Here is a 14,071-nt window from a genome sequence, read left to right as displayed (position 1 = left end):
AATACCCGCAACGAGGCATAACGAGAAGCTTAGCTGATGGCGCTATACTTAGCGTCATAGCACCTGGCGCCGTTGCAGGTGAGGAGGAACGATGAAAGTAACAGTGCTTGGATGCGGAGCCCTTGGCCAACTCTGGCTTACAGCGCTATGCAAACAGGGACACGACGTTCAGGGCTGGCTGCGAATTCCCCAGCCCTATTGCAGTGTGAACGTGATGGGTACAGACGGTTCAATTTTTAATGAGTCTTTGACGGCAAACGATCCGGAATTTCTTGCCACCAGCGATTTGCTGCTGGTCACGCTGAAGGCCTGGCAGGTCTCCGATGCGGTGAAAAGCCTGGCCGCCCAGTTACCTGAAAGCACGCCAATCCTGCTGATTCACAACGGTATGGGTACCATTGAAGAGCTAAAATCTGTCCGGCAACCGCTGCTGATGGGGACAACCACCCACGCGGCGCGTCGCGACGGTAACGTCATTATCCATGTTGCCAGTGGTATCACTCATATCGGTCCCGCGCGTGAACAGCCCGGCGATTACAGCTATCTTGCGGATACCCTGCAAAGCACGCTGCCTGACGTCGCCTGGCACAATAACATTCGCGCGGAACTGTGGCGCAAACTGGCGGTGAACTGCGCGATTAATCCGCTGACCGCCCTGCTGGATTGCCCTAACGGTGAACTGCGCCAGCATCCTGATCGGGTAGCGCTGATTTGCCGGGAAGTTGCCGCCGTCATTGAACGCGAAGGCTACCACACCTCAGAGTCCGATTTACGTTATTATGTCGACCAGGTGATTGAGAGTACTGCAGAAAATATCTCCTCAATGTTGCAGGATATCCGGGCTATGCGGCATACCGAAATTGATTACATTACCGGTTATCTGTTAAAACGCGCCCGGGCACACGGCATTACCGTTGCGGAAAATAGCCGTCTGTTTGAGTTAGTAAAACGAAAGGAGAGTGAGTATGAGCGCATCGGCACTGGTATGCCTCGCCCCTGGTAGCGAAGAGACAGAAGCGGTCACCACCATTGATTTGCTGGTACGTGGTGGTATTAAGGTTACTACCGCCAGCGTCGCCAGCGACGGAAGCCTGGCGATTACCTGCTCGCGTGGGGTGAAGATTCTGGCGGATGCACCGCTTGTACAGGTGGCGGACGGTGATTACGACATTATCGTTCTGCCGGGTGGTCTGAAGGGGGCTGAGTGTTTCCGCGACAGCCCGCTGCTGGTTGAAACCGTTCGTCAGTTTCATCTTTCCGGGCGTATCGTCGCGGCAATCTGTGCAGCCGCAGGTACGGTGCTGGTTCCGCACGACATTTTCCCCATCGGCAATATGACCGGCTTCCCTGGTCTGAAGGATACAATTCCGGAAGACCAGTGGGTGGATAAACGCGTGGTCTGGGATCCGCGCGTTAACCTGCTCACCAGCCAGGGGCCGGGCACCGCCATTGATTTTGGCCTGAAGATTATTGACCTGCTGGTTGGGCGCGAAAAAGCGTACGAAGTGGCTTCGTCGCTGGTGATGGCGGCGGGGATTTATAACTACTACGAATAAAAAAGTCGGGTGGCGCAAGGTAAAAGCAAAACGGCAACCCGAGGTTGCCGTTTTTAATGTTTGCGCCCTCTCCCTGTGGGAGAGGGTCGGGGTGAGGGCATCAGGCCGCACTCCTCGACAATAAACTACGGGCGATAGACCTTCACATTCGCGAAGCCCTGCTCGCGCAGATACAGCGCCTGCAAACGGCTCATGACCCCACGCTCACACCACAGCAGATACGTTTTGCTCTGGTCGAGATCGCCAAACTGGGTGCTCAGCTTGTAGAACGGCAGCGAAACCACCTCCACGCCTTCCACCTGCAACGGCTTGTCATCCTGCTCATCAACAGAACGGATATCCAGAATCGTATCGTTAGCACCAAAGCCGCTGACCGTCTCCACCTCAACCACTTCCTGTTCGGTCTGCTGGGCGATCTCACGGATATCGATGTTGGACGCTTCCGCCACCACTTTTTCCAGGATGCTGAAATCGAAGTTCTCTTCTTCCGCTTCGATCTTCGCCTTCACCGCTTTAATGGTTGGACTTTTTGAGATCACACCGCAATATTCCGGCATGGTACGGGCAAAATCTTCAGTACCGATTTTACGCGCCAGATCGATGATGTGCTCTTTATCGTGAGAGATCAGCGGGCGCAGGATCAGCGTATCAGACACGTTGTCGATAAGACGCAGGTTGGTCAGCGTCTGGCTGGAGACCTGCCCCAGCGCTTCACCGGTGACCAGCGCCTGCACGCCGTAGCGCTCAGCCACTTTGGACGCCGCGCGCACCATCATACGTTTCAGGACCACGCCCATCTGGCCGTCGTCCACTTTTTCGAGGATTTCGCCGACCACCGGCTCAAAGTTGATCGCCACAAAACGCACGCGGTGAGAGCTGCCGAAGCGGTTCCACAGGTAATGCGCCACCTGACGTACGCCGATTTCATGCGCCGCCCCGCCCAGGTTGAAGAAGCAGTAGTGCACGCGGCAGCCGCGACGCATCAGCATGTAGCTGGAGACGCCGGAGTCGAAGCCGCCCGAGATCAGCGACAGCACATCTTCTTGCGTGCCGATCGGGAAACCACCAATACCTTCATAACGACCCTTAACCAGCAGCAGACGATCGTTCTCGATCTCAAGGTTAACGGTGACGTCCGGGTTAGTCAGGCGCACGCGCGCCGTCTCAACGTGCTGGTTCAGACCGCCGCCGACGTAGCGCTCGACTTCAATCGAGCTGAACTCGTGTTTACCACGACGCTTCACGCGCACGCAGAAGGTTTTGCCTTCGATCTGGTCGCGGTACTGTACCAGCGCCTTTTCGAAGATATCGTGCATATCGCTGAACGGAACGTCTTCCACTTCCAGAATATGATGAATACCAGGAATACGGGTCAGCGCGTCGCGAATATCAAGACGTTTGCTTTCGTCTTTCGCGCGGACTTCAACGTGGTCCCAGTGACGCACCACAGCGAGCGTTTCGTCGTAGTGTTTTAATACGTTACGAATGTTCCCGGTGAGAATTTTAATAAAGCGCAAACGCACAGATTGGCTTTTGATGGTGATTTCAGGGAACAATTTAATGATAAACTTCATGGCGGCAATGTTTCTTAGGCAAGCTTATAAAGGCTTGTAGTGGAAAATGATACAGCAGCCCACACCCGTGGCTGCATCCAGGCGCGCAAGTATACCACCATCGCGCCACTCGCGTTATTTGATAATTGCCCCGAGTCCGTTACCATGTTGGGGCGAAGAATATAAGAGTTAATTCACTATGCCGAAGAAGAACGACGCACCGGCCAGTTTTGAAACTGCGCTGAGTGAGCTTGAGCAGATTGTTACCCGCCTCGAGAGCGGCGATTTACCGCTGGAAGATGCCCTCAACGAATTTGAACGCGGTGTGCAGCTTGCGCGCCAGGGGCAGGTAAAGCTTCAGCAGGCCGAGCAGCGTGTGCAGATCCTGCTTTCCGACAGCGAAGACGCTAAAACCACGCCATTCACACCGGACGCCGAGTAAATGGATTTCTCCAACGCGCTTCAGGCGCGCGTCATCCGCGCCAACGATGCGCTGCGCCGATTCATTGAGCCGCAGCCTTTTCAGAACACTCCACTGGTTGAAGCCATGCACTATGGCGCACTCTTGGGGGGTAAACGCCTGCGTCCGTTCCTGGTATATGCCACGGGCAACATGTTCGGTATCAGCGATAACACGCTGGACGCCCCGGCAGCCGCCGTGGAGTGTATCCACGCCTATTCGCTGATCCACGATGATTTGCCAGCCATGGACGATGACGATCTGCGTCGCGGTCAGCCAACCTGCCATATCAAATTTGGCGAAGCGAATGCCATTCTGGCGGGTGATGCGCTGCAAACTCTGGCCTTCTCCATTCTGAGCGATGCGCCGATGGTTGAAGTGAGCGATCGCGATCGTCTGGCAATGGTGTCCGAACTGGCAATGGCCAGCGGCGTCGCCGGGATGTGCGGCGGCCAGGCGCTGGATTTAGAGGCTGAAGGTCGTCAGGTTACTCTGGAACAGCTGGAGCGCATCCACCGTCACAAAACGGGCGCACTGATTCGTGCAGCCGTTCGCCTGGGCGCGCTGAGCGCGGGTGAACGCGGGCGTAAAGCCCTGCCGATTCTGGACAGATACGCAGAAAGTATCGGTCTGGCATTCCAGGTTCAGGATGACATTCTGGATGTGGTGGGCGATACTGCAACATTGGGAAAACGTCAGGGTGCGGATCAGCAGCTTGGCAAAAGTACCTATCCCGCCCTGTTGGGCCTTGAGCATGCCCAACGTAAAGCCCGGGATCTGATAGACGATGCCCGCCAGTCGCTGAATGAGCTGGCCGCGCAATCGCTGGATACCTCGGCACTGGAAGCGCTAGCGGACTACATAATCCAGCGTGATAAATAAACTATAAATCTCGATGAGCCTTTGATGAGTTTTGATATTGCCAAATACCCGACACTGGCGTTAGTTGACTCCACTCAGGAGTTACGTCTGTTGCCGAAAGAGAGTCTGCCGAAGCTGTGTGACGAGCTGCGTCGCTACCTGCTCGACAGCGTTAGCCGCTCCAGCGGCCACTTCGCCTCCGGACTTGGCACGGTTGAGCTGACCGTGGCGTTGCATTACGTCTATAACACGCCGTTCGATCAGCTGATCTGGGATGTCGGCCACCAGGCCTATCCGCACAAAATTCTGACCGGTCGTCGCGATAAAATTGGCACCATTCGCCAGAAAGGGGGCCTGCACCCGTTCCCGTGGCGCGGCGAGAGTGAATATGACGTGTTAAGCGTCGGCCACTCTTCCACCTCCATTTCTGCGGGCATTGGTATTGCCGTTGCCGCCGAAAAAGAGAATAAACAACGTCGCACTGTCTGCGTGATTGGCGACGGGGCGATCACCGCCGGGATGGCCTTTGAGGCCATGAACCACGCGGGCGATATCAAACCGGACATGCTGGTGATCCTCAACGATAACGAAATGTCGATCTCCGAGAACGTCGGCGCGCTGAATAACCATCTGGCGCAGCTGCTGTCCGGCAAGCTTTACTCCTCACTGCGTGAAGGCGGTAAAAAAGTCTTCTCCGGCGTACCGCCGATCAAAGAGCTGCTTAAGCGTACCGAAGAACACATCAAAGGCATGGTCGTACCGGGTACGCTGTTCGAAGAGCTGGGCTTTAACTATATCGGCCCGGTGGACGGCCACGATGTGCTGGGTCTGGTGACGACGCTTAAAAACATGCGCGACCTGAAAGGCCCTCAGTTCCTGCATATCATGACCAAAAAAGGGCGTGGTTACGAACCGGCGGAGAAAGATCCGATCACCTTCCACGCGGTGCCTAAGTTCGACCATACCAGCGGCTGCCTGCCGAAAAGCAGCGGCGGGATGCCGAGCTACTCAAAAATCTTCGGCGACTGGCTGTGCGAAACGGCGGCAAAAGACAACATGCTGATGGCGGTGACGCCTGCCATGCGTGAAGGCTCCGGCATGGTGGAATTTTCCAAAAAATACCCGGACCAGTATTTCGACGTCGCCATTGCCGAGCAACACGCGGTAACCTTTGCTGCGGGCCTGGCGATTGGCGGCTACAAGCCGGTGGTAGCGATCTACTCTACCTTCCTGCAACGCGCCTACGATCAGGTTATCCATGACGTTGCCATTCAGAAGCTGCCGGTGCTGTTTGCTATCGATCGCGCGGGCATTGTGGGGGCTGACGGCCAGACGCACCAGGGCGCGTTTGATCTCTCCTTCCTGCGCTGCATCCCGGACATGGTGATCATGACGCCAAGCGACGAAAATGAGTGTCGTCAGATGCTGTATACCGGTTACCACTATCAGGACGGTCCCTGCGCGGTACGCTATCCACGCGGTAATGCCCTTGGCGTTGAATTACAGCCGCTGGAAAAACTGGACATCGGTAAAGGTCTGGTGAAACGTCGCGGTGAAAAAGTGGCGATCCTGAACTTTGGTACGCTGATGCCGGAAGCGGCAAAAGTCGCTGAAAACCTGAATGCGACGCTGGTCGATATGCGCTTCGTGAAGCCGCTCGATGAATCTCTGATTCTGAGCATGGCGGAAAGCCATGACGTGCTGGTCACGCTGGAAGAGAACGCCATCATGGGTGGCGCGGGTAGCGGCGTGAACGAAGTGCTGATGGCGAACCGTAAAGCCGTTCCGGTGCTTAATCTCGGCCTGCCGGACCACTTCATCCCGCAAGGCACCCAGGATGAGGCGCGCGCCGACATTGGTCTGGACGCCGCCGGTATCGAAGCCAAAATCCGCACCTGGCTGGCCTGATCCCTCCCCTTTTCTGCTCCTGCTATGCTTAAACGTATTGTTTAAACAGCAGGAGCGGAACCATGCAATACACGACATTAGGAAAAACGGACCTTAAGGTGTCCCGGCTTTGCCTGGGATGCATGACGTTTGGCGAGCCTGACCGGGGAAATCATGCCTGGACGCTGCCGGAAGAGAGCAGCCGCCCCATCATCAAGCGCGCCATTGACGGCGGCATCAACTTCTTCGATACCGCCAACAGCTACTCCGACGGCAGCAGCGAAGAGATTGTTGGCCGCGCCCTGCGAGATTTTGCCCGTCGTGATGACGTTGTGGTTGCCACTAAGGTGTACTACCCGTCAGGCGACCTGGCGGAAGGCCTTTCTCGCGCGCAGATCCTGCGTTCTATTGATGACAGCCTCAGACGCCTGAACATGGATTACGTCGACCTGCTGCAAATCCACCGCTGGGATTACAACACCCCGATCGAAGAGACGCTTGAAGCGTTGAACGACGTCGTGAAAGCCGGTAAAGCGCGCTACATCGGCGCATCGTCCATGCATGCCTCACAGTTTGCCCAGGCGCTCGATCTCCAGGCACAGCACGGCTGGGCGCGCTTTGTCACCATGCAGGATCACTACAACCTGATTTACCGGGAAGAAGAGCGCGAGATGCTGCCGCTCTGCTACCAGGAAGGCGTGGCGGTGATCCCGTGGAGCCCGCTGGCGCGCGGAAGGTTAACCCGTCCGTGGGGCGAAACCACCGCCCGGCTGGTATCAGACGAAGTGGGTAAAAACCTGTATGACGATACAGAAGCCAGCGATGCGTTAATTGCCGAACGCTTAGCCGGGATCGCCGACGATATCGGTGCAACGCGCGCGCAGGTGGCACTGGCGTGGCTGCTGAGCAAGCGCGGTGTCGCCGCGCCGATTGTGGGCACATCGCGGGAAGAACAGCTGGATGAGTTGTTGAGTGCGGTGGACTTATCGTTGACGCCGGAGCAGATTGCCGAGCTGGAGACGCCGTATCAGCAACATCCGGTGGTAGGGTTTAAATAAACAATTCAGGGAACAAAATCCGTAGGCCGGGTAAGCGCAGCGCCACCCGGCAATACAGAGCGCACAAAATTACGCGAAGTGATCGTACCCTTTCCAGTCAAGCGTAACCGGGGCGCCGTCGCGGACAAACAGCAGCCCTTCACTTTCCGGCATCACCTGCCCGATGCAGGTAAATTTCGCCCCCAGATGCGCTAACGCCACATCCAGTGTTCCGCGATTGAGCTCAGGCACTGTGAAGCACAGCTCATAATCTTCTCCACCGGATAACGCCCAGCGCAGCGCCTGCTCAGGCTCGGCATGGCGACGCAACGGCTCTGACAGAGGGAACAGATCCAGATCGATCCGCGCGCCCACGCCGCTGGCTTTCAGGATATGGCCGAGATCGGAGATCAGCCCGTCAGACAAATCGATAGCCGAACTGGCCCGCTCGCGCAGCGCCTGGCCGTGCAAAATACGCGGCGTGGGCCGCAGATGGCGCTTCACCAGGTACGCCGCATCGTCTGCATCTTCAACCGTTAAACGGTTCTGAAGGATTGCCAGCCCTGCCGCGCTATCCCCCGGCGTACCGGTCACGTAGATCCAGTCGCCCGGTTTTGCGCCCGAACGTTTCAGCGCGCGCCCGGCAGGCACATAGCCGTGGATTGCCAGGGTCATCGACAGCGGACCGGCAGTGGTATCACCGCCAATCAGCTGCATATCGTAATAATTCAGCTGCTCAAACAGGGAATCGCTGAAGGCTTCAAGCCAGGCTTCATCCACCTCTGGCAAGGTCAGAGCCAGCGTCAGCCAGGCCGGGTCGGCGCCCATTGCCGCCAGATCGCTGACGTTCACCGCCAGCGCTTTATACGCCAGATCGGCAGGATCGATGTCGGGCAGGAAATGTCGCCCACACACTAAGGTGTCGGTGCTGATTGCCAGCGTCTGTTTTTCGGGAATATTGAGAAGTGCGCAGTCATCGCCAATGCCGGTTTCAACATCAAGACGAGAGGTTCTGACACGGTCGAAATAACGGGCAATCAGGGAGAATTCGCCGCATGCCATACGTTATGCCTCAGCAAATAAAAGAAAAAACCGGAGCCGCACTGCCCGTCAGGCAATGCAGAACTCCGGTTTGCGGATCACTTTTTGTGGGGACGGATCGCAGGTGCGGCTTTATCCAGCACGCCGTTAACAAACTTGTGGCTGTCTTCAGCGCCGAAGGTTTTCGCCAGTTCGATCGCTTCGTTGATGGCCACTTTGTACGGCACATCATCACGTTTAGACAGCTCAAACAGCGCGATACGCAACACTGCTTTTTCGACCTGGCCCAGCTCTTCGAGCAGACGGGACAGGTATGGCTTCATCAGACCATCGAGATACGCGCTATTAGTCGCCACTCCCGACAGCAGTTCACGGAAGTACAGAACGTCAACGTCTTTCACGTCCTGTTCTGACAGGAACTGGTATTCAACATCAGCGATGTCGTTCTGGGACAACTGCCAGGAGTAAAGTGCCTGGACGGCACATTCACGGGCGCGGCGACGAGCAGCAGGTTTCACGGAATTCCCCTTACAAAAAAATCAGGCCTTGATGGCTTTCAATACATTGATCATTTCAAGCGCGGTCAGTGCAGCTTCTGCACCTTTGTTACCGGCTTTGGTGCCAGCACGTTCGATGGCTTGTTCAATACTTTCGGTGGTCAGCACGCCGAACGCGACAGGAATTTCAGCATCCTGCGCAACGTGCGCCAGACCATTGCTTGCACCGCCCGCAACGTATTCGAAGTGCGCAGTGCCGCCACGAATAACAGTACCCAGCGCAATCACCGCGTCGTATTTACCGGTTTTCGCCAGCGCGCCCGCTGCCAGTGGCAGTTCGTAAGCACCTGGTACCCAAACGACGGTAATGTTGTCATCTTTAACCTGGCCGATACGTTTCAGGGCGTCAACCGCACCTTCCAGCAGGCTATCATTGATGAAGTTGTTGAAACGCGCAATGGTGATGGCGACGCGAGCGTCCGGGGTAGCTACAGCAGCTTCAATAATGTTCATACTCTTCCTTTACGGGTTCATTTGGCCCCGCAGGGGGGCGGATTTTATCATAATACTTTGCGTACTGCTTCCCTATTTCAGGAGCAATTACGCTGTCGTTAAATGGAGGCAGACATCCGGGCCTACCGGACGAATCTCACTGAATGAGAGTTGCGGCGCATCGGCCAGTTTTTCAAGGCCGGGCAGCACAAACAGGCCGCGCGCGTCGTTACCTAACAGTTTAGGCGCAACGTAGACGAGAAGCTCATCCACCAGCCCCGCCTGAAGCAGTGCGCCGGCGAGCGTCGGACCGGCTTCAACCCAGATGCTGTTGACCTGCTGTTTGCCGAGCAACATCATCAGCACCACGAGATCCAGATGCCCGTTATGTTCCGGCACCGTAATGCTGCGCACGCCTTGCGGCCATTCGCGCGTATCTTCTTTGGTGCGTGCAATCCAGGTTTCCCCCGGCTGCTGCACGATGCGGTGCTCCGGCGTCACGCGGTTCTGGCTATCAATAATAATGCGCAGCGGCTGACGCAGGTTCTCCTGCGGATAGAGCGCCTGCGTATCTGCATTCAGCTCTTCCCAGCGTACGGTCATGGCCGGATCGTCAGCCAGTACCGTTTCACTGCTGGTGAGAATAGCATGGCTTTGCGCGCGCAGACGTTGCACATCGCGCCTTGCCTGTGGCGAGGTGATCCACTGGCTCTCGCCGTTCGCCATCGCCGTGCGGCCATCCAGTGACGCGCCAAGCTTAAGCTGGATAAACGGGAAGCCGGTGCGCATACGCTTCAGGAAGCCTTTATTCAGGGCTTCCGCATCCTGCATCATCAGGCCGTGGCTGACGTCGATGCCTTCCTGTTGCAGACGATACAGTCCGCGGCCCGCTACCTGCGGGTTAGGATCCTGCATGGCGGCGACAACGCGCGAGACGCCCGCCGCAATCAGCGCTTCACAGCACGGCGGCGTACGCCCATGGTGGCTGCATGGCTCCAGCGTCACATAGGCCGTCGCGCCACGCGCTTTCTCCCCCGCCATGCGCAAGGCATGCACTTCAGCATGCGGCTCGCCTGCGCGATAGTGAAAACCTTCCCCCACGATCTCACCATCTTTAACAATGACGCACCCGACATTGGGGTTAGGGTGAGTGGTAAACCGACCGCGCTGCGCCAGCTTCATGGCTCGCGCCATGTACATCTCGTCGTGCATGGTCTTAATCCTGTAAGCGGGCGATCTCTTCGCCAAACTCTTTGATGTCTTCGAAGCTGCGGTAAACGGAGGCAAAGCGGATATAGGCGACTTTATCGAGCTTTTTCAGCTGTTCCATCACCAGATTGCCGATCATTTTGCTCGGCACTTCGCGCTCACCTAACCCCCGCAGATAAGATTTAATGTGGTTTAACGCCATTTCGACGTCATCGGAGCTGACGGGCCGTTTTTCCAGCGCCTTGAGCATCCCGCTACGCAGTTTTTCTTCATTGAACGGTTCGCGCACATCGTTACTTTTTACCACGCGCGGCATTACCAGCTCTGCCACCTCGAAGGTGGTAAAACGCTCGTTGCACACCAGACACTGCCGACGACGACGCACGGAAGACCCTTCGCCTACAAGACGTGAGTCGATGACTTTGGTATCCACAGCGGAGCAAAATGGGCAATGCATACGATGTCCCTGTTATCTGGTTAACTGATTTCTATTTTACCCTGAACTGGCCCGACAACAAAGGAAGAGCTTTTTGAGACAAAGGATCTATGCCTGACGGCACTATCCTGTCTACCATTGCAGCAATCTGTGATTTCAAGGAATTAAACGCAATGACAAGACGTTACCTGAAAATAGTGCTGGTGGGGAGCCTGTTCACGCTCAGCGCCTGCGCACAGCAAAGCGAAGTCCGCGAGATGAAACAAAGCGTGAATACGCTTAACGTGGCGATGGACAAACTTAATAAAGAAACCGTGAAGATCACCCAGCAGAACGCGCTAAATGCCAAATCCAGCAATGGCGTTTATTTATTGCCAGGTGCAAACACGCCCGCGCGTCTGAACAGCCAGATTGGCACGCTAAAGATGTCTCTGGTGAATGTTGCAGCGAATGCCGATGGTACTCGCGCAACATTACGCATTCAGGGTGAGTCCAACGATCCGCTGCCCGCGTTCAGCGGCACCGTAGAGTGGGGCCAGATTCAGGGCACCACGGAGAGCTATCAGGAGGTGAACGTGAAGAATCAGCTCTTCACCGCCCCCGCCAGCACGCTGGCGCCGAGCGATGTTGACATTCCGCTCCAGCTGAGCGGACTGACGCCAGAACAGCTGGGCTTTATCCGTATTCACGACATTCAACCCGCCGCGCAATAACCCGCCCTTTTAGCGGAGTGAAATGTCACTCCGCTAACATTTACATTTCGTATGGATTGGCAACATAAATGATTGCCGCTACAATCGCGCCCGTCTAAAGTACGCAAACGTGAACGCAATCGATTACGTATGTGAGAGATATGTGAAACAACACATATTTTTGTGAGCAAGGATTCCTATAATAGGCTCCGCAGAAACACGAAATATTTAGAAACGCAATTCGCGCATTTTTCACTCCCGGAAGGGAATTTCAATCAGTGGCATGATTATGAAAAAAACATTACTCGCAGCCGGTGCAGTTCTGGCACTGTCCTCCTCTTTCACTGTTAACGCAGCGGAAAACGACAAACCACAATACCTCTCCGACTGGTGGCACCAGAGCGTTAACGTGGTAGGCAGCTACCATACCCGTTTCGGACCGCAGATCCGTAACGATACTTACCTCGAGTACGAAGCATTCGCAAAAAAAGACTGGTTTGATTTCTATGGCTACATGGACGCACCGGTATTCTTCGGCGGTAACACCGACGCGAAAGGTATCTGGAACCACGGTTCCCCACTGTTCATGGAGATCGAACCACGCTTCTCCATTGATAAACTGACTGGTACCAGCCTGGCGTTTGGTCCGTTCAAAGAGTGGTATTTCGCAAACAACTACATCTACGACATGGGCCGCAACAAGTCCGGTCGCCAGAGCACCTGGTATATGGGTCTGGGTACAGACATTGAGACTGGCCTGCCGATGAGCCTGTCCATGAACGTCTACGCAAAATACCAGTGGCAGAACTACGGCGCTGCGAACGAGAACGAGTGGGATGGCTACCGTTTCAAAGTGAAATACTTTGTGCCAATTACCCAACTGTGGGGCGGCAACCTGAGCTATATCGGCTTCACCAACTTTGACTGGGGTTCAGACCTGGGCGATAACGATTTCCGCGACCTGAACGGCAGAAAAGCGCGCACTAACGACTCCATCGCGTCCAGCCACATCCTGGCGCTGAACTACGATCACTGGCACTACTCTGTTGTTGCGCGTTACTGGCACAACGGTGGTCAGTGGAACGACGACGCCAGCCTGAACTTCGGCAACGGCGACTTCAGCGTTCGTTCTACCGGTTGGGGCGGTTACCTGGTCGTGGGTTACAACTTCTAATCAGTGCGGGATTGTGCGGGCTGGTGCCCTCACCCCTTCCCTCTCCCACGGGAGAGGGCGCAAACACAAAAAACGGCAACATCGTTGCCGTTTTGCTTTTACCTCGCCACCCGGCTTTTTACTGCTTCACCTTGCGCAAAAAATCCGCCAGCGACCTGTCCGCGCTTTCGCTAAAGTGTCTTTCCGTCAGCGTAATATGCAAACACCGGTCGAGACGGAAGCAGCGATAGTCATCGCGCCGTTCACACCACGCGGCCAGCAGCCAGTGCTCACCCCAGAAGAACAGCCCCAGCGGCTGAACCTCACGCCAGGTTAACTGCCCGGCTTCATCGCGATAGTGCAGCGCCAGCACACGCAGGGCAGAAATTGCCTGGTGGATCACGTCGAAACCACTACGGGAGTGTGGCTGAAGGGCAATATCCGGCGCGTAAATTCGCGTCTGTTCAGCTTTGCGGCGGCTCTCTTCTGGCAGGATCGCCAGCACTTTTTCCTGGGCCGACTCCAGCTCGCGCGACAGCGATTCCCCGCCCCAGGTTTTGAGCAGACGGATCGCCACCATCAGCGCCTCGGACTCCTTGTTGGTCAGCATCAACGGGGGTAAATCAAAACCCGACATTAGCCGATATCCGCTTCCCGCCTCGCCTTCCACCGGCACGCCGGAAAGCGACAGGTCGCGGATATCGCGGTACACCGTGCGCTCGGACACGCCAAGCCTTTCCGCCAGATGCGCTGCCGTTGTCAGACGCCTGCCCCGCAGGATCTGCACAATCTGGAACAAACGGTCAGCGCGTCGGGTCATCGGTTTACTCTCATACCGGTTGATGGAGGCCGACGCGATTACCTTCGCTGTCGGTAAACAGGGCTATAGTGCCAATGCCTTGCGGCAGTTCCAGCGGGCCAAACACGCACTCACCGCCCGCAGAAGCAATGCGATCGAGCGTGGCCGCCAGATTGTCAGTATGCAGGTAAATAATAGCGCCCTGCGAAGAGGGTGTAACACTGTCAAATTTCGCCAGCGCGCCGCCGGTGGCCGGATCCTCGTGCGGGAAAACCGCCAGCTCAGCCACGTCCATCTTCTCGCGCCGCAGCGCGACCTGCATCACCGACTCATAAAATTTGGTGGCGCGATCCATATCGGCGACCGGAATTTCAAACCAGTTAATGACACTTTTCATA

The 14,071-nt window shown here is 56.1% G+C and carries 16 protein-coding genes; 8 read left to right on the top strand and 8 right to left on the bottom strand.

Annotated elements, in window-relative coordinates; all coding sequences use genetic code 11:
• Positions 1-91: 91 nt before the first annotated feature.
• Positions 92-1,003 (top strand): 2-dehydropantoate 2-reductase, encoded by a 912-nt coding sequence (gene panE, locus RY075_RS05435; protein ID WP_022650464.1) that lies wholly within the window; start codon positions 92-94, stop codon positions 1,001-1,003.
• On the top strand, positions 966-1,556 hold the full coding sequence (gene yajL, locus RY075_RS05430) for a protein deglycase YajL (RefSeq protein ID WP_003859085.1): 591 nt from the start codon (positions 966-968) through the stop codon (positions 1,554-1,556). The genes panE and yajL overlap by 38 nt, the downstream gene beginning before the upstream one ends.
• A gap of 125 nt (positions 1,557-1,681) precedes the next feature.
• Here the strand turns inward: yajL and thiI are convergent, their stop codons facing one another.
• On the bottom strand, positions 1,682-3,130 hold the full coding sequence (gene thiI, locus RY075_RS05425) for a tRNA uracil 4-sulfurtransferase ThiI (RefSeq protein ID WP_022650463.1): 1,449 nt from the start codon (positions 3,128-3,130) through the stop codon (positions 1,682-1,684).
• Positions 3,131-3,308: 178 nt separating this feature from the next.
• On the opposite strand from thiI, the gene xseB reads away from it, so the two are divergent.
• The 4 genes from xseB to RY075_RS05405 all read left to right on the top strand — a co-directional run bounded on the left by xseB (position 3,309) and on the right by RY075_RS05405 (position 7,375).
• A complete protein-coding gene (gene xseB / locus RY075_RS05420) occupies positions 3,309-3,551 on the top strand; it encodes an exodeoxyribonuclease VII small subunit (RefSeq protein ID WP_003859094.1) in 243 nt (80 codons plus the stop codon).
• Entirely contained in the window at positions 3,552-4,451 is a 900-nt protein-coding gene (gene ispA / locus RY075_RS05415; protein WP_032608639.1) for a (2E,6E)-farnesyl diphosphate synthase, read from the top strand.
• Positions 4,452-4,475: 24 nt separating this feature from the next.
• A complete protein-coding gene (gene dxs / locus RY075_RS05410) occupies positions 4,476-6,338 on the top strand; it encodes a 1-deoxy-D-xylulose-5-phosphate synthase (protein ID WP_015571294.1) in 1,863 nt (620 codons plus the stop codon).
• A 62-nt stretch (positions 6,339-6,400) separates the two neighbouring features.
• Positions 6,401-7,375, top strand: coding sequence for an aldo/keto reductase (locus tag RY075_RS05405; protein ID WP_017383171.1), 975 nt, complete (start codon positions 6,401-6,403; stop codon positions 7,373-7,375).
• A 69-nt stretch (positions 7,376-7,444) separates the two neighbouring features.
• Here RY075_RS05405 and thiL read toward each other — a convergent pair whose 3' ends face one another.
• The 5 genes from thiL to nrdR form a co-directional block, all read right to left on the bottom strand.
• Positions 7,445-8,416, bottom strand: coding sequence for a thiamine-phosphate kinase (thiL, locus tag RY075_RS05400; protein WP_022650460.1), 972 nt, complete (start codon positions 8,414-8,416; stop codon positions 7,445-7,447).
• 77 nt (positions 8,417-8,493) lie between these two features.
• Positions 8,494-8,913, bottom strand: a complete 420-nt coding sequence (nusB, locus tag RY075_RS05395) for a transcription antitermination factor NusB (protein ID WP_006809908.1) — start codon at positions 8,911-8,913, stop codon at positions 8,494-8,496.
• A gap of 21 nt (positions 8,914-8,934) precedes the next feature.
• Positions 8,935-9,405: a 6,7-dimethyl-8-ribityllumazine synthase gene (gene ribE / locus RY075_RS05390; protein WP_003859098.1), complete on the bottom strand. Its 471-nt coding sequence runs from the start codon at positions 9,403-9,405 to the stop codon at positions 8,935-8,937.
• 87 nt (positions 9,406-9,492) lie between these two features.
• The gene (ribD, locus tag RY075_RS05385) at positions 9,493-10,596 is read right to left on the bottom strand and encodes a bifunctional diaminohydroxyphosphoribosylaminopyrimidine deaminase/5-amino-6-(5-phosphoribosylamino)uracil reductase RibD (RefSeq protein ID WP_022650459.1); all 1,104 of its coding nucleotides are present in this window, start codon (positions 10,594-10,596) and stop codon (positions 9,493-9,495) included.
• Positions 10,597-10,600: 4 nt separating this feature from the next.
• Positions 10,601-11,050, bottom strand: a complete 450-nt coding sequence (nrdR, locus tag RY075_RS05380; protein WP_003859099.1) for a transcriptional regulator NrdR — start codon at positions 11,048-11,050, stop codon at positions 10,601-10,603.
• A gap of 152 nt (positions 11,051-11,202) precedes the next feature.
• Between nrdR and RY075_RS05375 the strand changes: the two genes are divergently transcribed.
• Positions 11,203-11,742: a DUF3251 domain-containing protein gene (locus RY075_RS05375; protein ID WP_003859100.1), complete on the top strand. Its 540-nt coding sequence runs from the start codon at positions 11,203-11,205 to the stop codon at positions 11,740-11,742.
• 268 nt (positions 11,743-12,010) lie between these two features.
• On the top strand, positions 12,011-12,895 hold the full coding sequence (locus RY075_RS05370) for a nucleoside-specific channel-forming protein Tsx (protein ID WP_032610182.1): 885 nt from the start codon (positions 12,011-12,013) through the stop codon (positions 12,893-12,895).
• A gap of 118 nt (positions 12,896-13,013) precedes the next feature.
• Here the strand turns inward: RY075_RS05370 and RY075_RS05365 are convergent, their stop codons facing one another.
• Both RY075_RS05365 and RY075_RS05360 read right to left on the bottom strand, forming a co-directional pair.
• On the bottom strand, positions 13,014-13,694 hold the full coding sequence (locus RY075_RS05365) for a YafY family protein (protein ID WP_022650457.1): 681 nt from the start codon (positions 13,692-13,694) through the stop codon (positions 13,014-13,016).
• A gap of 10 nt (positions 13,695-13,704) precedes the next feature.
• Entirely contained in the window at positions 13,705-14,070 is a 366-nt protein-coding gene (locus tag RY075_RS05360) for a VOC family protein (protein ID WP_022650456.1), read from the bottom strand.
• Position 14,071 lies beyond the last annotated feature (1 nt).

It is taken from the genome of Enterobacter sp. JJBC (assembly GCF_036936505.1).
Lineage (GTDB): Bacteria > Pseudomonadota > Gammaproteobacteria > Enterobacterales > Enterobacteriaceae > Enterobacter > Enterobacter hormaechei_C.
Note: the sequence above shows the minus strand (reverse complement) of the source record. Positions and strands in the feature narration are given on the sequence as shown.

Excerpts from the sequence above, each read along its gene's own strand:
- thiL (WP_022650460.1), bottom strand. The coding sequence starts at position 8,416 with ATGGCATGCGGCGAATTCTCCCTGATTGCCCGTTATTTCGACCGTGTC.
- RY075_RS05370 (WP_032610182.1), top strand. The coding sequence starts at position 12,011 with ATGAAAAAAACATTACTCGCAGCCGGTGCAGTTCTGGCACTGTCCTCC.
- ribE (WP_003859098.1), bottom strand. The coding sequence starts at position 9,405 with ATGAACATTATTGAAGCTGCTGTAGCTACCCCGGACGCTCGCGTCGCC.
- xseB (WP_003859094.1), top strand. The coding sequence starts at position 3,309 with ATGCCGAAGAAGAACGACGCACCGGCCAGTTTTGAAACTGCGCTGAGT.
- ispA (WP_032608639.1), top strand. The coding sequence starts at position 3,552 with ATGGATTTCTCCAACGCGCTTCAGGCGCGCGTCATCCGCGCCAACGAT.
- RY075_RS05365 (WP_022650457.1), bottom strand. The coding sequence starts at position 13,694 with ATGACCCGACGCGCTGACCGTTTGTTCCAGATTGTGCAGATCCTGCGG.
- RY075_RS05405 (WP_017383171.1), top strand. The coding sequence starts at position 6,401 with ATGCAATACACGACATTAGGAAAAACGGACCTTAAGGTGTCCCGGCTT.
- RY075_RS05375 (WP_003859100.1), top strand. The coding sequence starts at position 11,203 with ATGACAAGACGTTACCTGAAAATAGTGCTGGTGGGGAGCCTGTTCACG.
- nrdR (WP_003859099.1), bottom strand. The coding sequence starts at position 11,050 with ATGCATTGCCCATTTTGCTCCGCTGTGGATACCAAAGTCATCGACTCA.
- yajL (WP_003859085.1), top strand. The coding sequence starts at position 966 with ATGAGCGCATCGGCACTGGTATGCCTCGCCCCTGGTAGCGAAGAGACA.
- RY075_RS05360 (WP_022650456.1), bottom strand. The coding sequence starts at position 14,070 with ATGAAAAGTGTCATTAACTGGTTTGAAATTCCGGTCGCCGATATGGAT.
- ribD (WP_022650459.1), bottom strand. The coding sequence starts at position 10,596 with ATGCACGACGAGATGTACATGGCGCGAGCCATGAAGCTGGCGCAGCGC.
- panE (WP_022650464.1), top strand. The coding sequence starts at position 92 with ATGAAAGTAACAGTGCTTGGATGCGGAGCCCTTGGCCAACTCTGGCTT.
- thiI (WP_022650463.1), bottom strand. The coding sequence starts at position 3,130 with ATGAAGTTTATCATTAAATTGTTCCCTGAAATCACCATCAAAAGCCAA.
- dxs (WP_015571294.1), top strand. The coding sequence starts at position 4,476 with ATGAGTTTTGATATTGCCAAATACCCGACACTGGCGTTAGTTGACTCC.